The 26350-nt window shown below is 71.2% G+C and carries 24 protein-coding genes; 15 read left to right on the forward strand and 9 right to left on the reverse strand.

What is annotated here, in order from left to right:
- Nucleotides 1-122: 122 nt before the first annotated feature.
- Entirely contained in the window at nt 123-1163 is a 1041-nt protein-coding gene (locus V2W30_RS14270; RefSeq protein ID WP_338696664.1) for a zinc-binding dehydrogenase, read from the reverse strand.
- Nucleotides 1164-1228: 65 nt separating this feature from the next.
- Nucleotides 1229-2443 (reverse strand): cation:proton antiporter, encoded by a 1215-nt coding sequence (locus tag V2W30_RS14275; protein WP_338696666.1) that lies wholly within the window; start codon nt 2441-2443, stop codon nt 1229-1231.
- Between the two features lie 75 nt (nt 2444-2518).
- On the opposite strand from V2W30_RS14275, the gene V2W30_RS14280 reads away from it, so the two are divergent.
- The 3 genes from V2W30_RS14280 to V2W30_RS14290 all read left to right on the forward strand — a co-directional run bounded on the left by V2W30_RS14280 (nt 2519) and on the right by V2W30_RS14290 (nt 6393).
- On the forward strand, nt 2519-3463 hold the full coding sequence (locus V2W30_RS14280) for a PrsW family intramembrane metalloprotease (RefSeq protein WP_338696668.1): 945 nt from the start codon (nt 2519-2521) through the stop codon (nt 3461-3463).
- A 79-nt stretch (nt 3464-3542) separates the two neighbouring features.
- Nucleotides 3543-3866 carry a heavy-metal-associated domain-containing protein gene (locus tag V2W30_RS14285; RefSeq protein ID WP_338696670.1) on the forward strand — a complete coding sequence of 108 codons (324 nt, stop codon included), beginning with the start codon at nt 3543-3545 and terminating at the stop codon, nt 3864-3866.
- Nucleotides 3867-3978: 112 nt separating this feature from the next.
- Nucleotides 3979-6393, forward strand: a complete 2415-nt coding sequence (locus V2W30_RS14290) for a heavy metal translocating P-type ATPase (protein ID WP_338696672.1) — start codon at nt 3979-3981, stop codon at nt 6391-6393.
- Between the two features lie 475 nt (nt 6394-6868).
- Here the strand turns inward: V2W30_RS14290 and V2W30_RS14295 are convergent, their stop codons facing one another.
- Together V2W30_RS14295 and V2W30_RS14300 are read right to left on the reverse strand one after the other, a co-directional pair.
- Nucleotides 6869-8158, reverse strand: coding sequence for a citrate synthase (locus tag V2W30_RS14295; protein WP_338696674.1), 1290 nt, complete (start codon nt 8156-8158; stop codon nt 6869-6871).
- 199 nt (nt 8159-8357) lie between these two features.
- Nucleotides 8358-10619: an SF1B family DNA helicase RecD2 gene (locus tag V2W30_RS14300; protein WP_338696676.1), complete on the reverse strand. Its 2262-nt coding sequence runs from the start codon at nt 10617-10619 to the stop codon at nt 8358-8360.
- 167 nt (nt 10620-10786) lie between these two features.
- Here V2W30_RS14300 and V2W30_RS14305 point away from each other — a divergent pair, with 167 nt between their 5' ends.
- Together V2W30_RS14305 and V2W30_RS14310 are read left to right on the forward strand one after the other, a co-directional pair.
- Nucleotides 10787-10999 carry a DUF4287 domain-containing protein gene (locus tag V2W30_RS14305; protein WP_338696678.1) on the forward strand — a complete coding sequence of 71 codons (213 nt, stop codon included), beginning with the start codon at nt 10787-10789 and terminating at the stop codon, nt 10997-10999.
- A 183-nt stretch (nt 11000-11182) separates the two neighbouring features.
- On the forward strand, nt 11183-11860 hold the full coding sequence (locus V2W30_RS14310; protein WP_338703601.1) for a DUF5701 family protein: 678 nt from the start codon (nt 11183-11185) through the stop codon (nt 11858-11860).
- 9 nt (nt 11861-11869) lie between these two features.
- On the opposite strand, the gene V2W30_RS14315 is transcribed toward V2W30_RS14310, so the two are convergent.
- On the reverse strand, nt 11870-12445 hold the full coding sequence (locus V2W30_RS14315; protein ID WP_338696680.1) for a hypothetical protein: 576 nt from the start codon (nt 12443-12445) through the stop codon (nt 11870-11872).
- A 245-nt stretch (nt 12446-12690) separates the two neighbouring features.
- Here V2W30_RS14315 and V2W30_RS14320 point away from each other — a divergent pair, with 245 nt between their 5' ends.
- The 6 genes from V2W30_RS14320 to V2W30_RS14345 all read left to right on the forward strand — a co-directional run bounded on the left by V2W30_RS14320 (nt 12691) and on the right by V2W30_RS14345 (nt 19180).
- Nucleotides 12691-13728: a LacI family DNA-binding transcriptional regulator gene (locus V2W30_RS14320; protein ID WP_338696682.1), complete on the forward strand. Its 1038-nt coding sequence runs from the start codon at nt 12691-12693 to the stop codon at nt 13726-13728.
- Nucleotides 13725-15272, forward strand: coding sequence for a sugar ABC transporter ATP-binding protein (locus V2W30_RS14325; protein ID WP_338696684.1), 1548 nt, complete (start codon nt 13725-13727; stop codon nt 15270-15272). The genes V2W30_RS14320 and V2W30_RS14325 overlap by 4 nt, the downstream gene beginning before the upstream one ends.
- On the forward strand, nt 15253-17205 hold the full coding sequence (locus V2W30_RS14330) for a substrate-binding domain-containing protein (RefSeq protein WP_338696686.1): 1953 nt from the start codon (nt 15253-15255) through the stop codon (nt 17203-17205). Before V2W30_RS14325 ends, V2W30_RS14330 begins: the two co-directional genes overlap by 20 nt.
- 51 nt (nt 17206-17256) lie before the next feature.
- Nucleotides 17257-18156, forward strand: a complete 900-nt coding sequence (locus V2W30_RS14335; RefSeq protein WP_338696688.1) for a ribokinase — start codon at nt 17257-17259, stop codon at nt 18154-18156.
- On the forward strand, nt 18153-18542 hold the full coding sequence (rbsD, locus tag V2W30_RS14340) for a D-ribose pyranase (protein WP_338696690.1): 390 nt from the start codon (nt 18153-18155) through the stop codon (nt 18540-18542). Before V2W30_RS14335 ends, rbsD begins: the two co-directional genes overlap by 4 nt.
- Before the next feature lie 233 nt (nt 18543-18775).
- Complete coding sequence (locus tag V2W30_RS14345) at nt 18776-19180, forward strand: DUF937 domain-containing protein (RefSeq protein WP_338696692.1); 405 nt, start codon at nt 18776-18778, stop codon at nt 19178-19180.
- Between the two features lie 72 nt (nt 19181-19252).
- On the opposite strand, the gene V2W30_RS14350 is transcribed toward V2W30_RS14345, so the two are convergent.
- Genes V2W30_RS14350 through V2W30_RS14360 form a run of 3 tightly spaced genes read right to left on the reverse strand, consistent with a single transcriptional unit; the run spans nt 19253 to nt 22400 of the window.
- Nucleotides 19253-20092, reverse strand: coding sequence for a sugar phosphate isomerase/epimerase family protein (locus V2W30_RS14350; protein WP_338696694.1), 840 nt, complete (start codon nt 20090-20092; stop codon nt 19253-19255).
- Entirely contained in the window at nt 20089-21246 is a 1158-nt protein-coding gene (locus V2W30_RS14355; protein ID WP_338696696.1) for a dihydrodipicolinate synthase family protein, read from the reverse strand. The genes V2W30_RS14350 and V2W30_RS14355 overlap by 4 nt, the downstream gene beginning before the upstream one ends.
- Entirely contained in the window at nt 21243-22400 is a 1158-nt protein-coding gene (locus tag V2W30_RS14360) for a Gfo/Idh/MocA family oxidoreductase (RefSeq protein ID WP_338696698.1), read from the reverse strand. The genes V2W30_RS14355 and V2W30_RS14360 overlap by 4 nt, the downstream gene beginning before the upstream one ends.
- A gap of 312 nt (nt 22401-22712) precedes the next feature.
- On the opposite strand from V2W30_RS14360, the gene V2W30_RS14365 reads away from it, so the two are divergent.
- Together V2W30_RS14365 and V2W30_RS14370 are read left to right on the forward strand one after the other, a co-directional pair.
- Nucleotides 22713-23762: a LacI family DNA-binding transcriptional regulator gene (locus tag V2W30_RS14365; protein WP_338696700.1), complete on the forward strand. Its 1050-nt coding sequence runs from the start codon at nt 22713-22715 to the stop codon at nt 23760-23762.
- Nucleotides 23752-24162 carry a hypothetical protein gene (locus V2W30_RS14370; protein ID WP_338696702.1) on the forward strand — a complete coding sequence of 137 codons (411 nt, stop codon included), beginning with the start codon at nt 23752-23754 and terminating at the stop codon, nt 24160-24162. The genes V2W30_RS14365 and V2W30_RS14370 overlap by 11 nt, the downstream gene beginning before the upstream one ends.
- 248 nt (nt 24163-24410) lie before the next feature.
- Here V2W30_RS14370 and V2W30_RS14375 read toward each other — a convergent pair whose 3' ends face one another.
- A complete protein-coding gene (locus tag V2W30_RS14375; RefSeq protein ID WP_338696704.1) occupies nt 24411-25169 on the reverse strand; it encodes a DeoR/GlpR family DNA-binding transcription regulator in 759 nt (252 codons plus the stop codon).
- 63 nt (nt 25170-25232) lie between these two features.
- Here V2W30_RS14375 and V2W30_RS14380 point away from each other — a divergent pair, with 63 nt between their 5' ends.
- Together V2W30_RS14380 and V2W30_RS14385 are read left to right on the forward strand one after the other, a co-directional pair.
- Nucleotides 25233-25628 (forward strand): DUF4406 domain-containing protein, encoded by a 396-nt coding sequence (locus tag V2W30_RS14380; RefSeq protein ID WP_338696707.1) that lies wholly within the window; start codon nt 25233-25235, stop codon nt 25626-25628.
- Entirely contained in the window at nt 25625-26305 is a 681-nt protein-coding gene (locus V2W30_RS14385) for an NUDIX domain-containing protein (protein ID WP_338696709.1), read from the forward strand. Before V2W30_RS14380 ends, V2W30_RS14385 begins: the two co-directional genes overlap by 4 nt.
- The last annotated feature ends 45 nt before the right edge of the window (nt 26306-26350 follow it).

Consider the following 26350-nt stretch of genomic DNA (forward strand, 5'->3'; position numbering starts at 1 on the left):
GTCGATCGCCCTGTCGATGGCCCTGTCGATGGCCGTATCCAGCGCGCCAGCGAGCGCCGCGAGGGAGGTCCTGGTCCTGTGGAGCCGACCGGTCGGAGCCCCCGGGCGGGAGGCGGGAGGCTCTATCGGGTCCGGTGCGGGGCGACGACCGTCACGCCCGCCCCGGCGCCCGTGCCCATCCCCGCGAGCGCGGCTCCCGCCTCCTCCAGCGTGATCACCGACGTCACCAGGAGGTCGGGGCGCAGTACCCCGCCCCGCACCAGCTCCAGCATCCCGGGGTACGTATGCGCCGCCATCCCATGGCTCCCGATCAGCTCCAGCTCCCACGCGACCGCCCGCCCCATCGGCACGACCGGATCCTCGGGCAGCAGCCCCACCTGCACATGCCGCCCGCGCCGCCGCAGCGAACGCACCGACGCCGCACAGGTGGCCGCCGACCCGAGCGCGTCCAGTGACAGATGCGCGCCGCCACCCGTCACCTCCCGTACGGCGTCGGCCACATCGCCCGTACTCCGCGCGTCCAGGGCCTCGGCGGCCCCGAATTTCCTGGCCAGTTCGAGCGCTCCGGGAGCGACGTCCACCGCCACCACCCGCGCTCCGGCCGCCGCCGCGATCATCACCGCGGACAGGCCGACCCCGCCGCACCCGTGCACGGCCACCCACTCGCCGGCCGCGACCCGCCCCTGCTGCACCACGGCCCGGAACGCGGTGGCGAACCGGCAGCCCAGGCCCGCGGCGGTGGCGAAGGACATGTCGTCCGGCATGGCCACCAGGTTCACGTCGGCGTGGTCGAGGGCGACGTACTCCGCAAACGAACCCCAGTGCGTGAAGCCCGGCTGGGTCTGCCGCTCGCACACCTGCTGATCCCCGGCCGCGCACGCGGCGCAGCTCCCGCACGCGCACACGAACGGCACCGTCACCCGGTCCCCGGCCCGCCACTCGCGCACATCCGCGCCCACGGACTCGACCACACCGGCGAGTTCGTGGCCGGGAACGTGCGGCAGCACGATGTCCGGGTCGTGCCCCATCCACCCGTGCCAGTCGCTGCGGCACACCCCGGTCGCCTCCACGCGCACGACCACGCCGCGCGCCGCGGCCACCGGATCCGGCACCTCCCGTACCTCGGCCGGCTCTCCGAACCGCTCGAACACGACGGCACGCATCGGCCACCACCCCATTCCCGTACGACGATCAGTACCCCCACGCTACGAGGCCCAGGGATCGCCCCTCACCAGGACTCGGCTCCCTTGGTGGGGCCCTTCGGCATGGCCCGTTCGCCCTTGCCGGCCCGCAGTTTCAGCCCGGTCAGCGGGAAGACGAGGACCGACACCATGCCGGCCCCGACGAGCGCAGCGGCCTCCTCGGTGTCGAGCACCCCGTCGCCGACTCCGATCGTGGTGATGGCGACGACGAGCGGCAGCGCCGTGGACGAGAAGACGGTGAGTGCCCGCCGGTCGCGTACGCCCAGGTCACCCGGCGCGAGCGCGTACACGGGTCCGCCGCGCACCAGCAGGAACAGCGCCAGGAACACCGGGAGCATGATCAGCGCCCGGCCGCCGCTGAGCAGGGCGTCCAGATCGAACTCGATGCCGGTGACGACGAAGAAGATCGGGACGAGGAAGCCGAAGCCCATGGCCTCGACCTTCTCGACGACCTCGTGCGCGCTCTCGGGCGCGGCGCCGTGCAGCACGAGCCGTACGACCATGCCCGCGGCGAACGCGCCGAGCAGCATGTCCACGCCGAGCGCCGTGGAGGCGCCGAGCATCACGGCGAGCAGCAGTACGACGAGCCGGACCGCGAACTGTCCGCTGCTGTGCAGGGTCTTGGCGATGACCCGCGCGAACCACAGCGGCCGCGGCCGCATCGCCCAGTACACGGCCCCGGCGATGATCACCGCGAAGGCGGCGAGCAGCGCGGCGGACTCGACCGGCGAGCGCCCGCTGAGCAGCAGCGCCATCGCGATGATCGGCCCGAACTCCCCCACGGAGCCGAACGCCATCATCACGGACCCGAAGCGCGAGTGCAGGTCCCCCGAGTCCCGCAGCACCGGCAGGATCGTGCCCAGGGCGGTGCTGACGAGCGCGGTCCCGATGTAGACGCCCTTCGCGTACGACCATCCGGCCAGCGCGCAGGCGAGCAGGAGCCCGAACGCCATGGAGATCACCCACGCCCACACGGCGCGCTTGAGGGTGTCGCCGCGGACCTTGTCGAACTCGATCTCGTACCCGGCGAGGAAGATCAGCATCGCGAGCCCCAGGTCGGACAGGGCGTCGATGGTCTCTCCCCCGGCCGCCCACCCCAGGACGTCGGGCCCCACGACGATCCCCAGCAGGATCTCGAAGATCACCAGCGGAACGGGCAGCCAGCGCCCCACCCCGTAGGCCAGAAGGGGTGCGAGCACCGCGACGGCCATGATCAGAATCAACGTCCCGTACTGCGACATAACGGGTTCCTACCATAAACTTCGGGCAAATCGCCCAAGCCCACAGCCAGTTACGTACGCACCGAGGGAGTCGTCGTGACGCACCCCCAGCCCCCAGGGGCCCCGCAGGCCCGCATCCCCCAGCAGCCGCCACCCCCCGGCCCTCAGATCCGTCCGGGCCTGTGGAAGCGCTGCCTCTGGGGCGGCCTGGCCCTCTGGGTCCTGACGGCGATCGTCACCTACGCCACGAAGAACACCACGCTCCTCCCCACCCTGATCATGCTCGGCAGCTTCCTGGTGCCGGCCACCTTCGTCCTGTGGGCGTACGAGCGTCACGGCCGTGACCTGGGCGTGAACGTGATCCTGGGCTGCTTCCTGGTGGGCGGCATCCTCGGCGTGCTGGGCGCCTCGGTGATGGAGTACTACCTCCTGCACCCCTCCCTCTGGATGTTCGTGGGCGTGGGCCTGATCGAGGAAGCGGTGAAGCTCCTCGCCCTCATGTACGTGCTGCACCGCTACCCGCGCATCCACGGGCTGCGGGCGGGCCTGGTCCTGGGCGCCACGGTCGGCTTCGGCTTCGCGGCGTTCGAGAGCGCGGGGTACGCGTTCAACGCGGCGGTCAGCATGAAGGGCATCGACCTGCGCTCGCTCCTGGAGACCGAGGTACTGCGCGGCCTGCTCGCCCCGTTCGGCCACGGCCTGTGGACGGCGATCGCGGGCGCCACCCTGCTCTCCTTCCGCAAGCCGAACGGGCGCTACCGTTTCGCGGCCCCGGTGATCGTCACCTATCTGGGTGTCTCGCTCCTGCACGCCCTGTGGGACTCGATGCACGGCATCGCGATCTGGCTGGTGGCCCGCCTCACCACCTCGGGCCTGGACCGCAGCCTCTTCGCGGAGGGCTACATCCCCAGCCCCACCGACACCCAGCAGCATCTCTTCACGCTCTTCTCGGTCGGCGGCCTGCTCCTGATCTCGCTTCTCGGCATCGCCTGGGTCCGCTCGCTGGCCCGCCGCGATCCATCTTGGAAAAATACCCCCTAGGGGTATAGAGTCGAGTGCGTCAGGAGATGCCGGGGGCACCCGGCAGCCCCGCCATGGCCCGTCTACCAAGGAGAACGACATGAGCGCCCAGACCGAGCTCCCCCAGATCGGAACCGACTCCGCCGAGGCCGCCGGGTCCTGCTGCGGCGGCGCCTGTCACTCGGACGCCACGCCCGAGGCCACCGAGGGTGCGATCACGACCGTGTACCAGGTCAAGGGCATGACGTGCGGCCACTGCGAGGGCGCGGTCTCCAGCGAGATCTCGGAGATCGAGGGCGTCTCCTCGGTGAAGGCGGTGGCCGCCACCGGCCAGGTGACCGTGATCTCCGCGGCTCCCCTGGACGAGGAGAAGGTCCGCGCGGCAGTGGACGAGGCGGGCTACGAACTCATCACCCAGCCGTAAAGACACAGGCCACCCAACCGTAAAGACCCACAAGCACACCCCACGCACACACCACACGGACACCGGGGCCGGGGCACTCCCCCGGCCCCGTCGCCGTAGTCTCGAAAGCACCATGACGGACGCACCACAGCAGCCCCTCACCCTCGACCTGGCGATCGGGGGCATGACCTGCGCGTCCTGCTCCGCCCGCATCGAGAAGAAGCTCAATCGCCTGGAGGGCGTGACCGCGACGGTCAACCTGGCCACGGAAAAGGCCAAGGTCACCCACGCCCTCGAGGTCGACCCGGCACTGCTGATCACGACGATCACCAAACTCGGCTACACAGCGACCCCGCTGGAGAGCCCACGGACACTCCCGCAGTCGCCCACCGACGTGAGGGGACGTGCCGGGGTACCCCCGCAGGACTCCGCAGGAACACAGCCCGGGACGCGCGACATCGGTCGTCAGGAAACGACACGACCGATCCGGCCGAGGAGGTACCCCGGCACGTCCCCGCCCCCACTCGACCGGGCGGCGACGACACCCCCCTCCGCGAAGCCGCCCGTAACACCACCCGGAACACCACCGGGCCAGCGCCTGAAGATCGCGGCGGTACTCACGGCCCCCGTGGTGGCCCTCTCCATGATCCCGGCGCTCCAGTTCGACAACTGGCAGTGGCTCTCACTCACCCTCGCCTCACCGGTGGTCGTCTGGGCCGGCCTCCCCTTCCACCGCGCCGCGTGGACGAACCTGCGCCACGGCGCCGCCACGATGGACACCCTCGTCTCGCTCGGCACCCTCGCCGCCTACGGCTGGTCCCTGTGGGCCCTGTTCCTCGGCGACGCCGGCATGAACGGCATGCGCCACGGCTTCAGCCTCACCGGCACCCCCGCCGACGCCTCCTCCACGATCTACCTCGAAGTGGCATCGGGCGTGGTCACGTTCATCCTCATCGGCCGCTACCTGGAGGCCCGCGCGAAACGCAGCGCGGGGGCGGCCCTGCGCGCCCTGCTCGAACTGGGCGCGAAGGACGTCACCCTGCTCGACGCCGACAACACGGAGACCCGTGTCCCGGCGGACCGCCTCCAGCCCGGCGACCGCTTCGTCGTACGCCCCGGAGAGAAGATCGCCACGGACGGCAGGGTCGTCGAGGGCACATCGGCCGTGGACGCGTCCATCCTCACGGGAGAGTCGCTCCCCGAGGACGTCACCGTCGGGGACCCGGTCACGGGTGCGACCGTCAACGCGGGCGGCCGTCTGGTCGTCGAGGCCACCCACGTCGGCGCCGACACCCAACTCGCCCGCATGGCCCGCCTGGTCGAGGACGCCCAGACCGGAAAGGCCCAGGTCCAGCGCCTGGCCGACCGCATCTCCGCGATCTTCGTCCCGGCGGTGCTGGCGATCGCGGTCGCCACCCTGCTCGTACGGCTTCTCGTCACGGGCGACACCACGGCGGCGTTCACCTCGGCCGTGGCGGTCCTGATCATCGCCTGCCCGTGCGCGCTCGGACTCGCGACGCCCACGGCGCTCATGGTCGGCACCGGTCGCGGCGCCCAGCTGGGCATCCTCATCAAGGGTCCCGAGGTCCTGGAGTCGACCCGCACGGTGGACACGATCGTGCTGGACAAGACCGGCACGGTCACCACGGGCCGCATGACCTTGGAGTCGACGCACCCCTCGGAGGACGTGAACGACAAGGATCTCCTCCGTCTGGCGGGAGCGTTGGAGCACGCCTCCGAGCACCCGGTGGCCCGCGCCGTGGCGAGGGCCGCGGCCGATCAGGCGGGCGAGCTCCCTCCGGTCACCGACTTCTCCAGCGTCCCCGGCCTGGGCGTGCGCGGCACGGTGGAGGGCCACACGGTCCTGGCAGGACGCGCCCGCCTCCTGACCCAGGAGGGCTTCACCCTGCCGCCCCCGCTCAGGGAGTCCCTGCGCGCGGCGGAGGCGACCGGCGGCACGGCGATCACCGTCGCCTGGGACGGTGCGGCCCGCGGTGTCCTCACGGTCGCCGACGCGGTGAAGGAGACCAGCGCTCAGGCGGTGACGGAACTGCGCGCCCTGGGCCTGACGCCGATGCTGCTCACCGGCGACAACCGCGCCGCCGCCGAGTCGGTCGCCCGCGCGGTCGGCATCGCCCCGGAGGACGTGATCGCGGAGGTGCTGCCCGAGGAGAAGGTGAGGACCATCGAGCGACTTCAGGCCGAGGGCCGGGGCGTGGCGATGGTGGGCGACGGAGTGAACGACGCCGCCGCGCTGGCCACCGCCGATCTCGGCCTGGCCATGGGCACGGGCACGGATGCGGCGATCGAGGCGGGCGACCTGACGCTCGTACGCGGTGATCTGCGGGTGGCGGCCGACGCGATCCGGCTCTCCCGCCGCACCCTCACCACGATCAAGGGCAACCTCTGGTGGGCCTTCGGCTACAACCTCGCCGCGCTTCCGCTGGCCGCCGCGGGGCTCCTGAACCCGATGATCGCGGGTGCCGCAATGGCGTTCTCATCGGTCTTCGTTGTGACCAATAGTCTCCGCCTGCGCAAATTCACCTAGTAGGCCCTGGACCTCCACACAATCCACACGGCACAATTGCAGCACTCTCACTCAGGGGGCCGGGATCCACAGATCGGGCCTCTTGCGTACACACGGGACATATGCAAGAGACGCAGATCACATTGATGTGAACGTAACCCTTTGCAGGTCTCGTGAGTCTAAGGAGCGATACAGGAAACGTCTTGGGGGACGTCTCCGTGTCGAGCGGGACCGTCTTGGGGGACGGCCCCGACTGCGTTGGCCGGGACACGTGCACCGGGGAGCTTGAGCGGCCCACCCGTGCGTACGTGTTCCGGCGACCGACGCACCGCAGACGCCCGGACGGATCCCGTGGGGGGAATCCGCACCGGGAAAAGGAAAGCGCCCCGACTGCCGGCCCGTGGGGGGACCGGCAGCGGGGCGCTTTCTCTTACGCTCCTGCCGCGGTGCTACGACGACCGCGGCGCTACGCCGCGACGCGGCTCAGCAGCGACACTCAGCGCTGCTCGACCGGGACGAAGTCCCGCTCGACGACACCGGTGTAGATCTGACGCGGGCGCCCGATACGCGATCCGGGCTCCTTGATCATCTCGTGCCACTGGGCGATCCAGCCCGGCAGACGACCCAGGGCGAACAGGACCGTGAACATCTCGGTCGGGAAGCCCATGGCCCGGTAGATCAGGCCGGTGTAGAAGTCGACGTTCGGGTAGAGCTTGCGCTCGACGAAGTAGTCGTCGGCCAGCGCGTGCTCTTCCAGCTTCAGCGCGATGTCGAGCAGCTCGTCGCTCTTGCCGAGCGCCGAGAGGACGTCGTGCGCCGCCGCCTTGATGATCTTCGCCCGGGGGTCGAAGTTCTTGTAGACGCGGTGCCCGAAGCCCATGAGCTTCACGCCGTCTTCCTTGTTCTTCACCTTGCGGATGAAGGTGTCGACGTCGCCGCCGGAGGCCTGGATGCCCTCGAGCATCTCCAGGACCGACTGGTTGGCGCCGCCGTGCAGCGGGCCCCACAGCGCGGAGATACCGGCGGAGATCGACGCGAACATGTTCGCCTGCGACGAGCCGACCAGACGCACGGTGGACGTCGAGCAGTTCTGCTCGTGGTCCGCGTGCAGGATGAGCAGCTTGTCCAGCGCGGAGACGACCGTCGGGTCCAGGTCGTACTCGGCGGCCGGCACCGAGAAGGTCATGCGCAGGAAGTTCTCGACGTAGCCGAGGTCGTTGCGCGGGTAGACCACCGGGTGGCCGACCGACTTCTTGTACGCGTACGCCGCGATCGTCGGAAGCTTGGCGAGCAGGCGGATCGTCGACAGGTTGCGCTGCTGCTCGTCGAACGGGTTGTGGCTGTCCTGGTAGAAGGTGGACAGCGCGGAGACGACCGACGACAGCATGGCCATCGGGTGGGCGTCGCGCGGGAACCCGTCGTAGAACCGCTTGACGTCCTCGTGCAGCAGCGTGTGCTGCGTGATGTCGTTCTTGAAGGTGGAGAGCTCGTCCACGGTCGGGAGCTCGCCGTTGATCAGCAGGTAGGCCACCTCGGTGAAGGTGGAACGCTCCGCCAGCTGCTCGATCGGGTAGCCGCGGTACCGGAGAATGCCCTGCTCACCGTCGAGGTAGGTGATCGCGGATTTATAGGCGGCGGTGTTGCCGTATCCGCTGTCGAGGGTCACCAGTCCGGTCTGGGCCCGGAGCTTCCCGATGTCGAAGCCCTTGTCGCCGACGGTGCTGTCGATCACCGGGTAGGTGTATTCGCCATCGCCGTACCGCAGTACTACAGAGTTGTCGCTCACGTCTCGTCCCTCACCGACGTAGTGCCTCTTCTTCGAGGTGCCCTGACTGTCTCTACCATCCCCCACTTGGCCCAGCAGAGTGCACTCGGGGTCGACCATTGGGCCTATTGGCGGCACTGAGTGCCGCCAACCTGCTCATCCTGCCCCCTTCGCCCTGGTTCCGGAAGTGGTCTGTGACCTTCACGACGAATTTGATCGATCAAATCTTTTGAAGGTGCGCACCGGCCAGCCGGAAAGCGAGTGCGGTACAGCGTCTACCCGCGGAAACCGTGCGCACAGCCTGGCCGAGCGCCTTGCGTGAGCCGACCAGGACGACGAGCCGCTTCGCACGCGTGACCGCCGTGTAGAGGAGGTTCCGCTGAAGCATCATCCAGGCCCCGGTCGTGACCGGGATCACCACGCACGGATACTCGCTGCCCTGCGAACGATGGATGGTGACAGCGTAGGCATGGGCGAGCTCGTCGAGCTCGTCGAAGTCGTAGGACACCTCTTCGTCCTCGTCGGTGCGGACGGTGAGTTTCTGCTCGTCGGCGTCGAGGGAGGTGACGACCCCGACCGTGCCGTTGAACACGCCGTTCGCCCCCTTGTCGTAGTTGTTCCTGATCTGCGTGACCTTGTCGCCGACGCGGAAGACGCGGCCGCCGAACCGCTTCTCGGGCAGCTCGGGGCGGCCCGGTGTGATCGCCTGCTGGAGGAGGCCGTTGAGCGCGCCCGCGCCGGCCGGGCCGCGGTGCATCGGGGTGAGCACCTGGATGTCGCGCCGCGGATCGAGGCCGAACTTGGCCGGAATGCGCCGGGCGGCGACGTCGACGGTCAGCCGCCCCGCCTCCTCCGTGTCCTCCTCCACGAAGAGGAAGAAGTCCTTCAGGCCCTGGGTGAGGGGCGGCGTACCGGAGTTGATCCGGTGGGCGTTCGTGACCACGCCGGACTCCTGGGCCTGGCGGAAGATGCGGGTCAGCCGGACGGCCGGCACCGGGCTGTCCGGCGCCAGCATGTCGCGCAGGACCTCCCCCGCGCCGACGCTCGGCAGCTGGTCCACATCGCCGACGAAGAGCAGGTGTGCACCCGGTGCCACGGCCTTCACCAGCTTGTTGGCGAGCAGCAGATCCAGCATCGACGCCTCGTCCACGACGACGAGATCCGCGTCGAGCGGCCGGTCCTTGTCGTACGCGGCGTCGCCCCCCGGTTTCAGTTCGAGCAGGCGGTGGACGGTCGAGGCCTCCGCTCCCGTCAGCTCGGCGAGGCGCTTGGCGGCCCGGCCGGTCGGCGCGGCGAGGACGACCTTCGCCTTCTTCGCGCGCGCCAGCTCCACGATCGAGCGCACCGTGAACGACTTGCCGCAGCCGGGCCCGCCGGTGAGCACCGCGACCTTCTCGCTCAGCGCGAGCCTCACGGCCTGCTCCTGCTCGGGCGCGAGCGTCGCTCCCGTGCGGTCCGCGAGCCAGGCGAGGGCCTTGTCCCAGGCCACGTCCCGGAACGCGGGCATCCGGTCGTCGTCGGTGCGCAGGAGTCTCAACAGCTGCGCGGAGAGCGACAGTTCGGCTCGGTGGAAGGGGACCAGGTACACGGCCGTGACCGGCTGCCCGTCGGCTCCGGGCACCTGTTCCCGTACGACGCCGACGTCCCCGGTGTGCTCGTCGGGCAGGGTCAGTTCGGCGAGGCACTCGATGACGAGGCCCGTGTCGACCTGGAGCAGCTTCACCGCGTCGGCGATGAGGCGCTCCTCGGGCAGGAAGCAGTGGCCCTGGTCGGTGGACTGCGACAGGGCGTACTGGAGACCGGCCTTCACGCGCTCGGGGCTGTCGTGCGGGATGCCGACGGACTGGGCGATGCGGTCGGCGGTGAGGAAGCCAATGCCCCAGACGTCCGAGGCGAGCCGGTACGGCTGGTTCTTGACGACGGAGATCGACGCGTCGCCGTACTTCTTGTAGATGCGCACGGCGATGGAGGTGGAGACGCCGACGGTCTGGAGGAACACCATCACCTCTTTGATGGCCTTCTGCTCCTCCCACGCGTCGGCGATCTTCTTGGTGCGCTTGGGTCCGAGCCCCGGCACCTCGATGAGGCGCTTCGGGTCCTGCTCGATGATGTCGAGGGTGTCGACCCCGAAGTGCTGTGTGATGCGGTCGGCGAAGACCGGCCCGATCCCCTTGACCAGTCCGGAGCCGAGGTAGCGGCGGATTCCCTGGATGGTCGCGGGCAGGATCGTCGTGTAGTTCTCGACGGTGAACTGTTTGCCGTACTGCGGATGCGAGCCCCACCAGCCCTCCATCCGCAGCGACTCCCCCGCCTGCGCGCCGAGCAGCGACCCGACGACGGTCAGCAGATCGCCGGCGCCTCTGCCGGTGTCCACCCGCGCGACCGTGTACCCGGTCTCCTCATTGGCGTACGTGATCCGCTCGAGGACCCCCTCGAGCCGCGCCATCGGCCGCGCCCCGGCAGCCGCCTGCTGCTTCGACATGATCCGACGGTAGCGGCGACGTCTGACAACGGGGGCGGAACCCGGAACCGTGAGCGCCGGACGACGCGTCCTGGGGCCGACCGATGAGTTTCTCCCCGCCGCCCGGTCATACAGGCGACCGTGACAGGAACCGGCCGTCACAGGCCCCGGCAGACAGGACCGCACTCATGACCACCGTCAAGGGCCCCGCCTCCTACTTCCCGTCCATCGAGAAGAAGTACGGGCAGCCCGTCTCCCACTGGCAGGACGCCATCCGTTCCTCGCCGCTCACCCGGCACATGGAGCTGGTGAACTGGCTGAAGAGCGCGTACGGGATCGGGCACGGGCACGCCAACGCGCTGGTGGCGCACACGCTCGCCGAGGACCGCGCCGGGCAGTGAGCGTGCCGGTCCACCCTGACGCTCAGGGAACTCACAGGGAGGGGTGCCGCGTTGGGACCACAGCACGCCGCGACCGTGCACGCCACGAACCGAGGGAGTTCCGTGACCGAATCCGCCGCAGCATCCACCACCGCACCGACCACCGCACCCACGACCGCTCCCGCTGCCGCGTCCGCGGCCGCCCTGCCCCCGCTGCCGTCACCCGCCGCCCAGGCCGAGCGTCTGATCGAGCTCGGCGTGCACGACATCGCCGGACTGTCCGCCGCCGACGTGCGGGCCTTCGGTAAGGAGGCGGAGGAGCGGGGCGGTGACGTCCTGCTCGTCGTCCATCCCGACCGCGCCCCCGCCTCGGCCCTCGCCCCGCTGCTGCGTCGCGGCGACAAGCCGGGATTCGTCGTCGTCGACATGACCGACGTGGACCGGTTCACCCCGATCGAGTCGGTCGACGTGCCCGACGCCCCGCTCTATCTCGTGGCCCGGCCCGACCGCGGTGACGACATGGCGGACTGGAGTCCGGGCGAGGCGCTTCCCGCGCTCACCGAGCGGGACCGGACCCCGCTGCTCCTCACGGAGGGGATCCACTGGGTGCTCCAGCAGCCCGGGGTGCTGGACCGGAACCACTGCTTCATGACGATCGGCTCCCGGCTGCCCAAGGCCGACGGCACCCTCGACGCCCGTACCCCGGCGATCTGGATCAGCAACGGCACGGGACGCGACGGCCGCGAGCGCCGCGACGCCCCCAAGGTCGGCTGGTGCTGGGCGGGCAACCGGCACACCTGGCTGGGCTTCGCCTCGACCACCCACCGCGCCGCCGGCGGCAAGAACGCCGACAGGACCGGCAGCGACGACGACCAGGCGTGACCCCCTGACTCAGATCCCGCCCATCGGCTCCACGTCCACCTTCACCGGCGTCCCCCACACCCGCACGACCTCGTAGTCCGTGAACTCGTGGACCAGGCGGTACGCCATCGCCGCGTCGGGGCGGCGGCGCTGGGCCGCCAGATAGAGGTCCGCCTCGCGGCGGTCGTGGCGCGGGGTGCCGCAGAGCTGCCACACCTGGCCGGTCCACATCTCGGGGATCCAGCGCTGCTGCGGCTGCGGGCGGTCCTCGCGCGTGCCGTAGCGCGACATCACCGCGCCCTGCTGCTCGCCGCGCGGGCGGGCGGGCCCGCCGCCGTACTCCGAGCGGCGGGCCTGCCTGCGGCGCGTCTCGCACAGCAGGCACAGGTCGGGCGCCGTCTCGTCGACCGCGCCCTGGGGGTGCTCGGGGCAGCGGGTCGTGGGCGCGGCGCCGGCGACCGTGCCGTCGAGCAGCTCCAGGGCGCGCTTCACGTCGCCCCGCACCTCGTGGAGCTTGGTGTCCGACGTGTCGCCGGTGAGGCCGTCACCGTGCTCGCCGAGCAGGCGCAGGGCGCGGCCGAGTGCGGTGAGCTGCGCGTGGTTCACGGTTCCTGGCTCCGTTCGTCGCTGGGTCCGCGTACCTCGTGACCCGTGCCTTCCACCATGGCACGCCGCACCGACAACGCCCCCTCCTTCACCCCTCCCTCATCACGATCCGGTCACGACAACCGGAACCCCTCTTGCCAGACTCCCGTGTAATCGATTCCAATCCCTCATGTAATCGATTCCACGCACATGTGCGACCTACTCGTCGCACATGAGCTCCCGCAGCCACAAGGAGGTGGTCTGTGATGTCGTCGAGCGCGAGCATCAAGGATGTCGCCGCCGCGGCCGGAGTCTCGGTCGCGACCGTCTCCCGCGTCCTCAACAGTCATCCGTCCGTCAGCCCGGACGCGCGCACCCGCGTGCTGGCCGCCGTGGAATCCCTCGGCTACCGGCCGAACGCCGTCGCCCGCTCCCTGCGCACCGACCAGACCCGCACCCTCGGCCTGGTCATCAGCGACGTGCTGAACCCGTACTTCACCGAGCTCGCCCGCTCCGTCGAGGAGGAGGCCCGCGCGCTCGGCTACAGCGTGATCATCGGGAACGCCGACGAGCGCCCCGACCTCCAGGACCACCACGTCCAGAACCTGCTCGACCGGCGCATCGACGGCCTCCTGGTCTCCCCCACCGACGGCGGCTCCCCGCTGATGCTCGGCGCCGTCCGCGCGGGCACGCCGATGGTCTTCGTCGACCGGTGGATCCCCGGCGTCGACGTCCCCGTCGTGCGGTCCGACGGCCGCGCCGCCATCCGCGACCTCGTCGCCCATCTGCACCGGCTCGGCCACCGCCGCCTCGCGATCATCGCGGGCCCGGCCGCGACGACCACCGGCAGCGAACGCGTCGACGCCTTCCGCGAGGCCCTCGCCCGGTACGCGATCGAGCTGCCCGACGCCTACATCGGCCAGGGCGACTTCCAGGCGGACAGCGGGCGCCGCGTCACGGAGGGGTTCCTGGACCTCCCCGAGCCGCCCGACGTCGTGTTCGCCGCCGACAACCTGATGGCGCTCGGCGCGCTCGACGCCGTCCGCGCGCGCGGGCTGCGCGTCCCGCACGACATCGCGCTCGCCGCCTTCGACGACATCCCCTGGTTCGTGCACACCGATCCGCCGGTCACGGCGATCGCCCAGCCGACCAAGGACCTGGGCCGGGCCGCCGTGCGCGCCCTGGTCGACCGCATCGAGGGGCGCGTCCCCGAGTCGGTCACCCTCCCCGCCCACCTCGTCGTACGCCGGTCGTGCGGCGAGCCCTCTGGACCGCGTACCTCAACGGAGAGGAGCACCCGGTGAAACCGGCAGGCAACCCGGACGAGTTGCTGCGTATCGAAGGGATACGGAAGACCTTCCCCGGCGTGGTCGCGCTCGACAGCGTCGACTTCGATCTGCGCCGCGGCGAGGTGCACGTCCTGCTCGGTGAGAACGGGGCCGGGAAGAGCACGCTGATCAAGATGCTCTCCGGTGCCTACACGCCCGACGAGGGCCGCGTCACCGTCGGCGGCGAGCAGGTCCGTATCCATGGTGCGCAGGACGCCGAGCGGCTCGGCATCGCGACGATCTACCAGGAGTTCAACCTGGTCCCGGATCTGACCGTCGCCGAGAACATCTTCCTGGGGCGCCAGCCCCGCCGCTTCGGTCTCATCGACCGGAAGAAGATGGAGCAGGACGCCGAGGCGCTCCTCGCGCGCGTGGGCGTGAACGTGTCGCCCCGCGCGCGCGTGCGCGAACTGGGCATCGCCCGGCTCCAGATGGTCGAGATCGCGAAGGCGCTCAGCCTGGACGCACGGGTGCTGATCATGGACGAGCCGACCGCCGTGCTGACCTCCGAGGAGGTCGAGAAGCTGTTCGCCATCGTGCGGGCGCTGCGCGAGGACGGGGTCGGCATCGTCTTCATCACCCACCACCTGGAGGAGATCGCCGCTCTCGGCGACCGCGTCACCGTCATCAGGGACGGGCGGAGCGTCGGCCAGGTGCCCGCCTCCACCGCCGAGGACGAGCTCGTCCGCCTCATGGTGGGACGGTCGATCGAGCAGCAGTACCCGCGCGAACGCCCGGACACGGGCGGCGCGTTGCTGAAGGTCGAGGGTCTGACGCGCGACGGCGTCTTCCACGACGTGAGCTTCGAGGTGCGGGCCGGTGAGGTCGTCGGCATCGCCGGGCTCGTCGGCGCGGGGCGGACCGAGGTGGTCCGGGCGGTCTTCGGGGCCGATCCGTACGACAAGGGGTCGGTGGAGGTCGCGGGCGCGGCGCTCCCCCGGCACGACGTGAACGCCGCCATGGCCGCGGGGGTCGGGCTGGTGCCCGAGGACCGCAAGGGGCAGGGCCTCGTCCTCGATCAGTCGGTCGAGGAGAATCTGGGGCTCGTCACGATGCGGGCCGCGACGCGCGGCGGGTTCGTCGACCTCAAGGGGCAGCACGCGGCCGCCGTGCGCATCGCGTCGCAGTTGGGCGTGCGCATGGCGGGGCTCGGTCAGCACGTGCGCACGCTGTCCGGCGGCAATCAGCAGAAGGTCGTCATCGGCAAGTGGCTGCTCGCGGACATCAAGGTGCTCATCCTCGACGAGCCGACGCGCGGGATCGACGTGGGCGCCAAGGTCGAGATCTACCAGTTGATCAATGAGCTGACCGCCGCGGGCCACGCCGTCCTGATGATCTCCAGCGATCTGCCGGAGGTGCTCGGCATGAGCGACCGCGTGCTGGTGATGGCCCAGGGCCGGATCGCCGGTGAACTCGCCGCCGACGACGCCACGCAGGACTCCGTGATGGCGCTCGCCGTCAGCAACCAGAACCACGACTCGTCCGAGGAGGAGGGCTCCCGTGACCACGACAAGCACTGACACGCTCAAGAAGACACAGGCCAAGAACGGGAGTCTGCTGCGGCTGCTCCTCGACAACGGCGCGCTCACCGCGCTCGTCGTCCTCGTCATCGTGATGTCGCTGCTCTCGGGTGACTTCCTGACCACGCAGAACCTGCTGAACGTGGGGGTGCAGGCGGCCGTGACCGCCATCCTCGCGTTCGGTGTCACCTTCGTCATCGTCTCGGCGGGCATCGACCTGTCGGTCGGTTCGGTGGCGGCTCTGTCGGCGACCGTCCTCGCCTGGGCGGCCACGAACGAGGGCGTGCCCGTCGCGATAGCGGTCGTCCTCGCCGTGCTCACCGGTGTGGCGTGCGGTTTCGTGAACGGTGCGCTGATCTCGTACGGCAAACTGCCGCCGTTCATCGCGACGTTGGCGATGCTGTCGGTCGGCCGCGGTCTGTCGCTCGTCATCTCGCAGGGCTCGCCGATCCCGTTCCCCGAGTCGGTGTCCACGCTGGGTGACACGCTCGGCGGCTGGCTGCCGGTGCCCGTCATCGTGATGGTCGTGATGGGTGTCGTCACGGCGGTCGTGCTGGGGCGGACGTTCATCGGCCGGTCCATGTACGCGATCGGTGGCAACGAGGAGGCCGCGCGCCTGTCCGGGCTGCGTGTGAAGCGGCAGAAGCTCGTCATCTACGGCCTGTCGGGGCTGTTCGCGGCCGTCGCGGGCATCGTGCTCGCCTCGCGTCTGGTCTCCGCGCAGCCGCAGGCCGCTCAGGGGTACGAGCTGGACGCCATCGCCGCGGTCGTCATCGGCGGCGCCTCGCTGGCCGGTGGCACGGGCAAGGCGTCGGGCACGTTCATCGGCGCGCTGATCCTCGCGGTGCTGCGCAACGGCCTCAACCTCCTGTCCGTGTCGGCGTTCTGGCAGCAGGTCGTCATCGGTGTGGTGATCGCGCTCGCGGTGCTGCTCGACACGGCGCGCAGGAAGGCCGGTGCGCAGCCGGCCGCGGCGGGTGCCGGTGCGGGCGGGCCGAAGCAGCGGATGCAGTACGTGATCGCGGCCGTCGTCGCCGCGGCGATCGTCGGCGGTCTCGCGCTGTGGAACAACGGTTCGTCGTCGGGCGGCACGAAGGATCTGAAGCTCGGCATGGCGGTCTCCACGCTCAACAACCCGTTCTTCACCGAGATGCGGGCGGGCGCGCAGGCGGAGGCCAAGAAGCGGGGCGTCGAGCTGACGGTCACGGACGCGCAGAACGACGCGTCGCAGCAGGCGAACCAGTTGCAGAACTTCACGAGCGAGGGCATGGGCGCGGTGATCGTCAACCCGGTGGACTCCGACGCGGTCGGTCCGTCCGTGCGCGGTGCCGTCAAGGCGGGCATTCCCGTCGTCGCCGCCGACCGCGGGGTGAACAAGGCAAAGACCGCCACGCTCGTCGCCTCCGACAACGTCGCGGGCGGCAAACAGGCCGCGAAGACGCTGGCCGACAAGCTCGGCGGCAAGGGCACCATCGTGATCCTCCAGGGCCAGGCCGGTACGTCGGCGAGCCGGGAGCGCGGTGCCGGGTTCGCCGCCGGGATCAAGCGGTACCCGGGCATCAAGGTCGTCGCGAAGCAGCCCGCCGACTTCGACCGCACCAAGGGGCTCGACGTCATGACGAACCTGCTCCAGTCGCACCCCGACATCGACGGTGTCTTCGCCGAGAACGACGAGATGGCGCTCGGCGCGGTGAAGGCGCTCGGCTCCAAGGCGGGCAGGTCCGTGGACGTCGTCGGGTTCGACGGGACGCCGGACGGGTTCAAGGCGGTGCGGGCCGGGACGCTGTACGCGTCGGTGGCCCAGCAGCCGCGCGAGCTCGGCAGGATGGCCGTCCAGAACGCGATCAAGGCGGCGCGGGACGAGAAGATCGCCGGTGCGGTGAAGGTGCCGGTGAAGGTCGTGACGTCGAAGAACGTCGCCGACTTCGAGTGACCTGTACCGGTTCGCATATCTTCGAGTGACGTACGAAGAAGGGCACAACGCATGAACACCTACGACCTCCTCGTCGTCGGCTCCGCCAATGCCGACCTGGTGGTGGGCGTCGACCGGCGTCCCGCCGCCGGTGAGACCGTCCTCGGCTCCGACCTGGTGGTCCATCCGGGCGGCAAGGGCGCCAACCAGGCCGTCGCCGCCGCCCGGCTCGGTGCCCGTACGGCACTGCTCGCGCGCGTCGGCGACGACGGGCACGGCAGGCTGCTGCGCGACTCGATGGAGTCGGCCGGTGTCGACACGTCCGGTGTGCTGGTCGGCGGGGCGCCCACCGGCGTCGCGCTGATCACCGTCGACCCGTCGGGCGACAACTCGATCGTGGTGTCGCCGGGCGCGAACGGGCGGCTGACGCCGGACGACGTACGGGCGGCGGGCGGGTTGTTCGCCGGCGCCAAGGTCGTCTCCGTGATGCTGGAGATCCCGCTGGAGTCGGTCGCCGAGGTCGCCCGGTCGGTCGCCGACGGGGCCCGGCTGGTGCTGAACCCGTCGCCGCCCGCGCCGCTGCCGGACGAGGTCCTCGCGGCCTGCGACCCGCTGATCGTGAACGAGCACGAGGCGCGGGTGGTCCTCGGCGCGGAGCCCGACGGTGAGCCGGAGGACTGGGCGCGGGACCTGCTCGCGCTCGGCCCGCGCTCGGTCGTCATCACGCTCGGGTCCGAGGGCGCGCTGGTCGCGGACGCGTCCGGGGCGCGGCGGGTGGCGTCGGTGCGGGTGAAGGCCGTGGACACGACGGGCGCGGGTGACGCGTTCACGGCGGCGCTCGCGTGGCGGCTCGGCACCGGTGAGTCGCTGGCGGACGCCGCGGCCTACGCGGCGCGGGTCGGCGCGGCCGCGGTCACGAAGGAGGGCGCGCAGGCGTCGTACCCGACGGCGGACGAGGTCGCTTCGCTGTGAAGAGGGCCGGGATACTCAACCGTCATCTGGCGGGCGCGCTGGCCGAGTTGGGGCACGGGGACGGGGTCCTCGTGTGTGATGCGGGGATGCCGATCCCGGCGGGGCCGCGCGTGGTCGACCTCGCCTTCCGGGCGGGGGTGCCGTCGTTCGCCGAGGTCCTCGACGGGCTGCTGGACGAGCTGGTGGTGGAGGCGGGCACCGCGGCCCACGAGGTGCGCTCCGCGAACCCGTCCGCGGCCGGGCTCCTCGAGTCCCGGGTGCCGTCGCTCGGTTTCGTCACGCACGAGGAGTTGAAGGCGCTGTCGGCGTCGGCGCGGCTCGTCGTGCGGACCGGGGAGGCGCGGCCGTACGCGAACGTGCTGCTGCGCTGCGGAGTCTTCTTCTAGCGTCTGCCGGCGTTCGCGGCGGCCCGGAGATTGCTACGAGGGGCCCGGTCCGCGGACCGGGCCCTCGACGCTTCCCCTCCTCGTCAGAACTTCCGATCCCCCCAGATCCCCCTCCAAAAGTTCTGACGCTCCCTAGACCCGCCATGTCCCGGAAAGGTTGCACGGTTGCGGAGCGTTTTCTTCGCGGGATTTTCAGCGTGCCGACATAAGTGAGCAGTCGTAGCGTTTGGGGCATGAGCGAACAATCGGGTGACAAGCCGCTGGAACAGGACGTCCTCGACGAGCTCGGCGACGACCGTCTCCAGGAGCTCGCCGGTGTGCTCGGCACGGATGCCGCCGGTGCGCGGGAGGTCGTGGGCGGCACGGTGTCCGAGGTATCCGGCGGCCTGAAGGACCTGCCCACGGCTCCCGAGGTGCCGCAGGAGCCGCAGCTCCAGGGCGTCGCGACGCTCGGCGGGCTCGGCGGGATGGCGTCCGGCGGGCTGGTGGCGGGCGTCCTGGCGAAGATGAGCCGCCCGGTGGCGAACGCGGTCGCGAAGAAGACGGGGCTGCCTGCGGCGAACGTGGCGCGGGGCATCGAGATGCTGATCCCGGTGATCCTGGCGGTCGTGAGCAAGCGGGCGGCGCGCAAGCGCTAGGAGGACTTTGTCAGGTGGTGTCCGGAGGGTTTCCCCGCGCCCCTGGGGGCGCGGGGAAACGGCGGCGGTCGCTCAGCAGGCGTGCCGCGTGAACCGGGCCGACGTCTCCGCGAGGACCTCGCGGCCGTCGCGTGCCCACAGCCCGTCGTTGAACAGCTCGACCTCGATCGGCCCGGTGTATCCCTGGTCCTCGACGAGTCCGCGCCAGTACCGCATGTCGATCGATCCGTCGCCGATCTGCCCGCGTCCGTTGAGGACGCCCTCGGGCAACGGCGTGGTCCAGTCGGCGAGTTGGAACGTCGCGATACGTCCCTGCGCCCCGGCCCGCGCGATCTGCGCGGGCGCCTGGTCGTCCCACCAGATGTGGTAGGTGTCGACGCACACGCCGACCTGGTCGGCCGGGAAGCGCTCGGCGATGTCCAGGGCCTGGGCCAGGGTCGAGACGACGCAGCGGTCGGCCGCGTACATCGGGTGCAGCGGCTCGATCGCGAGGCGCACCCCGCGCTCGGCGGCGTACGGGGCGAGCTCGACGAGCGCGTCCGCGATCCGCTCCCGGGCGCCCACCAGGTCGTACGAGCCCTCCGGCAGCCCGCCGGAGACCAGGACGAGGACGTCCGTGCCGAGGGTCACCGCCTCGTCGACGGCGCGCTTGTTGTCGTCGACGGCCGCCGTGCGCTCGGCCTCGTCGAGGGCGGTGAGGAACCCGCCGCGGCAGTGCGTGGTGACGGTGAGACCGGCGTCGCGCAGCAGCTTGGCGGCGGCCTCGACGCCGTACTCCTGCACGGGCGCGCGCCAGGTACCGATGTTGCGGACGCCCGACTCGGTGCACGCCTCGACCAGTTCGGGCAGACCGAGCTGCTTGACCGTCATCTGGTTGATGGAGAACCGCGGGTCGGCGGTGGTGGCGGTCATGCGGTCACTCCGTACAGGGCGAGCAGGTTCTTCATGCGGGTCTCGGCCAGCTCCGGGTTCGGGAACAGGCCGAGCCCGTCGGCGAGTTCGTACGCCTTCGCGAAGTGCGGCAGCGAGCGCGCGGACTGGAGGCCGCCGACCATGGTGAAGTGGTCCTGGTGGCCGGCGAGCCAGGCCAGGAAGACGACGCCGGTCTTGTAGAAGCGGGTCGGCGCCTGGAAGAGGTGGCGGGACAACTCGACGGTGGGGTCGAGGAGTTCGCGGAATCCCTTGGTGTCGCCGGTGTCGAGGACGCGGACGGCCTGCGCGGCGAGCGGGCCCAGCGGGTCGAAGATGCCGAGCAGGGCGTGCGAGAAGCCCCGGTCGTCGCCCGCGATCAGCTCCGGGTAGTTGAAGTCGTCGCCGGTGTAGCAGCGCACGCCCTTGGGGAGGCGGCGGCGCAGGTCGACCTCGCGCTGGGCGTCGAGCAGGGAGACCTTGATGCCGTCGATCTTGTCGGGGTGCGCGGCGATGACGTCGAGGAACGTCTCCGTCGCGGCGTCCAGGTCGGCGGAGCCCCAGTAGCCGTCCAGGGCCGGGTCGAACATCGGGCCGAGCCAGTGCAGGACGACCGGTTCGGTCGCCTGGCGCAGCAGGTGCCCGTACACGTCGAGGTAGTCCTCGGGGCCCCGGGCGACGGAGGCGAGCGCCCGCGACGCCATGAGGATCGCCTGCGCGCCCGCGCCCTCGACGAGCGCGAGCTGCTCCTCGTACGCGGCCTTGACCCCGGCCAGGTCCCCTGCGGGTGTGGTGAGTTGGTCGGTGCCGACGCCGCAGGCGATGAGTCCGCCGACGGCCTTCGCCTCGGCGGCCGAACGCGTGATGAGTTCGGCGGCGCCCGCCCAGTCCAGGCCCATGCCGCGCTGCGCGGTGTCCATCGCCTCGGCGACGCCGAGCCCGTGGGACCACAGGTGGCGGCGGAAGGCGAGGGTGGCGTCCCAGTCGACGGCGGCCGGCGAGTCCGGGGTCGTGTCGGCGAACGGGTCGGCGACGACGTGCGCCGCCGAGAAGACGACGCGGGAGGCGAGCTTCGCGCCCGTGTCGAAGGCGAGGGGCTCGGTGCGGGGCTCGTACGCCCTCATCTCGCCACCCGCGGAGGGGAGGTGGAGGGTCACAGCGAGATCTCCGGGACGTCGAGGCGGCGGCCCTCGGCGGACGACTTCAGGCCGAGCTCGGCCATCTGGACGCCGCGCGCGCCGGCGAGCAGGTCCCAGTGGTACTCGGCGCCCGCGTACACGTGCTTGAGGAAGAGCTCCCACTGGACCTTGAAGCCGTTGTCGAACTCCTGGTTGTCCGGGACCTCCTGCCACTGGTCGCGGAAGGAGTAGGTCGCCGGGAGGTCCGGGTTCCAGACCGGCTTCGGGGTGGCACTGCGGTGCTGGACGCGGCAGTTGCGCAGCCCGGCGACGGCGGAGCCCTCGGTGCCGTCGACCTGGAACTCGACGAGTTCGTCGCGGTTGACGCGCACGTCCCAGGAGGAGTTGATCTGGGCGACGATGCCGCCCTCGATCTGGAAGATGCCGTACGCGGAGTCGTCGGCGGTGGCGTCGTAGGGCTTGCCGTGCTCGTCCCAGCGGGTCGGGACGTGGGTGGTGGCGAGCGCGTTGACGGAGGTGACGCGGCCGAACAGCTCGTGCAGGACGTACTCCCAGTGCGGGAACATGTCGACGACGATGCCGCCGCCGTCCTCGGAGCGGTAGTTCCAGGAGGGGCGCTGGGCCTCCTGCCAGTCGCCCTCGAAGACCCAGTAGCCGAACTCGCCGCGCACGGACAGGATCCGTCCGAAGAAGCCGCCGTCGATGAGCCGCTTCAGCTTGAGCAGGCCCGGCAGGAACAACTTGTCCTGGACGACACCGGACTTGACGCCCGCCTCGCGCGCCAGGCGGGCCAGCTCGATGGCGCCCTCCAGGCCGGTGGCGGTCGGCTTCTCCGTGTAGACGTGCTTCCCGGCGGCGATCGCCTTCTTGAGGACCTCCTCGCGGCCGGAGGTCATCGCGGCGTCGAAGAAGATGTCGACGCTGTCGTCGGCGAGGACGGCGTCGATGTCGGTGGAGACGTTCGCCTCGTCCAGACCGTGCTTCTGCGCGAGGGCCTTCAGGGCGTACTCGCGGCGGCCGACGAGAACCGGCTCGGGCCACAGCACCGTGCCGTCGCCGAGGTCGAGCCCACCCTGCTCGCGCAGGGCGAGGACGGAACGGACGAGGTGCTGGCGGTAGCCCATGCGCCCCGTCACCCCGTTCATGGCGATGCGCACCGTCTTGCGTGTCACGTGAGTCCCTTCGTCCTTCTTCGTCGGTCGTCGCTCAGCGGTTTCCGGCAGTCCGTCGCTCCGGCCCTTGGGGGGCGTCGCCGGGAAGCCGTCACGCTGAAGTCGTTGCCATGTTTTGCGCGTCTTGTCCGCTCGTGCGACCGGGGCCGTGTCCGGCGCGCACGAAACCGCGCCCGCCGGATCCTTCGTAGCAAGCGCTTTCTATCTGAGAAGAAGCTAGCCTCTGCACAGCCGCTCGGACAAGAGCGGGTACGAGACAGGGGCCGACGACCCGGGCCCGCGTGTCGACAGAGGCCAACGGAGGCTGACTCGATGACCGTGACCCTGGCGGATGTGGCCGCCCGCGCGCAGGTGTCCCCCGCGACCGTCTCCCGCGTACTGAACGGCAACTACCCGGTCGCCGCGGCCACCCGTGAGCGGGTCCTGAAGGCCGTGGACGAACTGGACTACGTCCTCAACGGCCCCGCGAGCGCCCTCGCCGCGTCCACCTCGGACCTGGTCGGGGTCCTCGTCAACGACATCGCCGACCCCTTCTTCGGGATCATGGCGTCGGCCGTGCAGTCGGAGATCATGGGCCCCGGCGGCCGGGCGGGCGGCGAGCGGCTCGCGGTGGTCTGCAACACGGGCGGCGACCCGGAGCGCGAGCTCACCTACCTCACCCTGCTCCAGCGTCAGCGCGCGGCGGCGGTCGTCCTCACGGGCGGCGCGATCGAGAACGCGGACCATGTCGCCGCCGTGGCGGGGAAGTTGCGGCGGCTGGCCGAGGCGGGCACGCGGGTCGTGCTGTGCGGGCGGCCGCCGGTCCCGGACACCGACGCGGTGGCGCTGACCTTCGACAACCGGGGCGGTGGACGGGAGTTGACGGAGCATCTGCTCACGCTCGGGCACCGCCGCATCGGTTACGTGGCGGGCCCCGAGGAGCGCACGACGACCCGTGACCGGCTGGAGGGACACCGCGAGGCGCTGGCCGCGGCGGGCGTGCCCGAGTCGGAGGGGCTGGTGGCGCACGGCTCGTACGACCGCACGTCCGGCTACACGGCGACGACCGAACTCCTGCGCAAGGACCCGGAGTTGACGGCCGTGGTCGCCGCGAACGACACGGTGGCGCTCGGCGCGTGCGCGGCCCTGCGCGAGGCGGGCCTGCGCATCCCCGAGGACGTCTCGGTCGCGGGCTTCGACGACCTTCCGTTCAGCGTGGACGCGGTGCCGGCGCTGACGACCGTACGGCTGCCGCTGGCGGAGGCGGCGGCGCGGGCGGGGCGGATCGCGATGGGCCGGGAGGCGGCTCCGGCCGGTCGGGTGGACGTCGTGCGCGGGGAGCTGATGGTGCGGGGTTCGACGGGTGCGCCGCGTGGCAGGTGAGTACGGCACCTCCTCCGACGCCGCTCACGGCCCCGACGACTCTCTCGGCGGGGCCGGGCCGCTGCGCGTCTGGGTCCCGCCGGTCGTGGCCAATCTGGCGCTGGGGATACCGGCGCTCGTCCCCCTCTTCAGCCTTTCCTGGCTGCTGACGAACTGGTTCGGCACGGACTGCGCCCGGTTCGACGAGCTGACCGCGGCCGGTGCGACGCCGCTCTGCGACTACCACACGCTCGACCACGGCCCGGTGATCATGGCTCTCGCCGTGGTGTCCGCGCTGCTGCTGACCCTGTTCGTGGTCCTGAGCAACCGGGGCCTGGCCCGCCGCAGGCCCACGGGGGTCTGCCCGCGCACGGTGCCGCTGGTCCTGTTGCCGTTCGCGGCGCTGTGGACGCTGACGTGACCCGGCGCCGCGTCACGCGAGCGGATCGACCTCGGTCCCGACGCCACCGCTGAACTCCGCTGCCCGGTAAGCCGACCGGGCCGGCGCGATCCTGCCTGGGCAGCCCCACGGGCGCGCGGACCGTGTACGGGCGGGGATCGGCGGGGGCCAGGCACTCCCCCCAACGTCGTCACCCCGCACAGCACATGGCCGTCCAGCGAGCCCAGGACGCTCGCCATGCGGGCAGGACCGACCGGTCAGCCCGCCGCTCAGCCCGCCGGCAAGATCTCCACGCCGAGCCCCGCGACCTGCGCGACGACAGGATGGCGCGGATCCGCGTCGGTGATCACGCCGGTCACCTTCGACCAGGGCAGCACGCGGAAGCGGGAGGCCGTGCCGATCTTCTCGGACGAGGCGAGGATGTACGTCTCGGCGGCCCGCGCCGCCAGAGCCCGCTTCATCGCCGCTTCCTCGGCGTCGCCGGTGGTGAGCCCGGCCTCGGCGTGGACGCCGGTGACGCCGATCAGGCAGAGGTCGGCGGAGACGTTCTGCGCGGCCTCGACGGCCGCGGCGCCGCAGGTGACCGCCGAGTGCTTGAACAGGCGGCCGCCGAGGAGATAGAGCTCGGCGCGCGGGTGGTCGAGCAGGGCCGCGGCGATCGTCGGGCTGTGGGTGATGACGGTGCAGTCGAGGTCCTGCGGGAGCGCGCGGGCGACGGCGAGGGCGGTGGTGCCGCCGTCGAGGATCAGCGCGCTCTGCGGGCGTACGAGCCCCGCCGCGACGGCGGCGACCTTCTCCTTGCCGTCGGGGGCGACGGCCTGCCGGGCGGCGTAGTCGACGACGGCGGGCGACGCGGGCAGCGCGCCGCCGTAGACCCGCTGGCACAGTCCCTCGGCGGCGAGATCGCGCAGGTCGCGCCGGACGCTGTCCTCGGAGATGCCCAGCTCGGCGGCGACGCTCTTCGCCACGACCTTGCCCTCGCGGGCGAGCAGGCCGAGCAGGTGGTCCCGTCGTTCGGCAGCCAGCATGGGCACTCCCCGATTCACGTTCTTTCGCGTTCTTGCACGTTTCTGCATGTATGGTAGCGCACCATGACCACCCCCACGGCCGAGAAGCCGATGATGATCCTGATCGCAGGCCCCTACCGTTCCGGCACGGACGGCGACCCCCAGGCCATGGCCGCGAACCTGGCCAGCCTGGAGTCCGCGGCCTGGCCGGTCTTCGCCGCGGGCCACCTCCCGGTGATCGGCGAGTGGATCGCCCTGCCCGTCCTGAGCTCCGCGGGGGCGGGTCCGACCGACCCGCTGGCCGACGACGTGCTCTACCCGACCGCCCATCGCCTGCTCGCCCGCTGCGACGCCGTGCTGCGGCTGCCCGGCGACTCCGCCGGTGCCGACCAGGACGTCGCCCTGGCCCGCCGCCGCGGCCTGCCCGTCTTCCACGACGTGGCCGAGATCCCGCGCGTCGCTCCGCAGGAGACCGCGTGACCGCCGCCCCGACCGGCCACCGCCCCGGCGTCGACGTCCCCGACCACCGCGGGCGCACCGCCCTCGACCGGGCCGGACGCGACCTGGACCGCAACCCCGACGTGGTGGTCCGCGACGTGGAACTCACCTCCCAGGGCTGGCACGTCCTGCGCCGCACCACCTTCGACTACCGTCGCGGGGACGGGCGTTGGGAGACCCAGCAGCGCGAGACGTACGACCGCGGCGACGGCGCCGTGATCCTCCCGTACGACACCGAACGCGGCACGGTGCTGCTCACCCGCCAGTTCCGCTACCCGGCCTACGTCAACGAGCACCCCGACGGCATGCTCGTGGAAGCGGCGGCGGGACTGCTCGACGCGGACGATCCGCCGGCCGCCATCCGCCGCGAGGCCGCCGAGGAACTGGGCGTCACGCTCGGCCCCCTCACCCCGGTGCTCGCCGCCTACATGAGCCCCGGCTCCGTCACCGAGCGCCTGCACTTCTTCGCCGCCCCCTACACCCCTGCCGACCGCACCGGCAGCGGCGGCGGCCTGGAGGAGGACGGCGAGGACATCGAGGTCCTCGAACTCCCCTTCCGCGAGGCCCTGTCCATGATCCGCGACGGCCGCGTCGCGGACGCCAAGACGATCATGCTCCTCCAATGGGCGGCGCTGGACGGGCCGTTCGCGGCGCTCTGATCGAGAGCCTCCGCGACTCCGCTGGAGACCCGCATGTCCGGGTAC

It is taken from the genome of Streptomyces sp. Q6 (assembly GCF_036967205.1).
GTDB classification, from domain to species: domain Bacteria; phylum Actinomycetota; class Actinomycetes; order Streptomycetales; family Streptomycetaceae; genus Streptomyces; species Streptomyces citrinus.

What these genes read in the sequence shown, in the direction of transcription:
- V2W30_RS14270 (WP_338696664.1), bottom strand. Translation starts at nt 1,163, where the DNA reads ATGCGTGCCGTCGTGTTCGAGCGGTTCGGAGAGCCGGCCGAGGTACGG.
- V2W30_RS14285 (WP_338696670.1), top strand. Translation starts at nt 3,543, where the DNA reads ATGAGCGCCCAGACCGAGCTCCCCCAGATCGGAACCGACTCCGCCGAG.
- V2W30_RS14305 (WP_338696678.1), top strand. Translation starts at nt 10,787, where the DNA reads ATGACCACCGTCAAGGGCCCCGCCTCCTACTTCCCGTCCATCGAGAAG.
- V2W30_RS14380 (WP_338696707.1), top strand. Translation starts at nt 25,233, where the DNA reads ATGACCACCCCCACGGCCGAGAAGCCGATGATGATCCTGATCGCAGGC.
- V2W30_RS14300 (WP_338696676.1), bottom strand. Translation starts at nt 10,619, where the DNA reads ATGTCGAAGCAGCAGGCGGCTGCCGGGGCGCGGCCGATGGCGCGGCTC.
- V2W30_RS14365 (WP_338696700.1), top strand. Translation starts at nt 22,713, where the DNA reads ATGACCGTGACCCTGGCGGATGTGGCCGCCCGCGCGCAGGTGTCCCCC.
- V2W30_RS14345 (WP_338696692.1), top strand. Translation starts at nt 18,776, where the DNA reads ATGAGCGAACAATCGGGTGACAAGCCGCTGGAACAGGACGTCCTCGAC.
- V2W30_RS14350 (WP_338696694.1), bottom strand. Translation starts at nt 20,092, where the DNA reads ATGACCGCCACCACCGCCGACCCGCGGTTCTCCATCAACCAGATGACG.
- V2W30_RS14375 (WP_338696704.1), bottom strand. Translation starts at nt 25,169, where the DNA reads ATGCTGGCTGCCGAACGACGGGACCACCTGCTCGGCCTGCTCGCCCGC.
- V2W30_RS14335 (WP_338696688.1), top strand. Translation starts at nt 17,257, where the DNA reads ATGAACACCTACGACCTCCTCGTCGTCGGCTCCGCCAATGCCGACCTG.
- V2W30_RS14320 (WP_338696682.1), top strand. Translation starts at nt 12,691, where the DNA reads ATGTCGTCGAGCGCGAGCATCAAGGATGTCGCCGCCGCGGCCGGAGTC.
- V2W30_RS14275 (WP_338696666.1), bottom strand. Translation starts at nt 2,443, where the DNA reads ATGTCGCAGTACGGGACGTTGATTCTGATCATGGCCGTCGCGGTGCTC.
- V2W30_RS14290 (WP_338696672.1), top strand. Translation starts at nt 3,979, where the DNA reads ATGACGGACGCACCACAGCAGCCCCTCACCCTCGACCTGGCGATCGGG.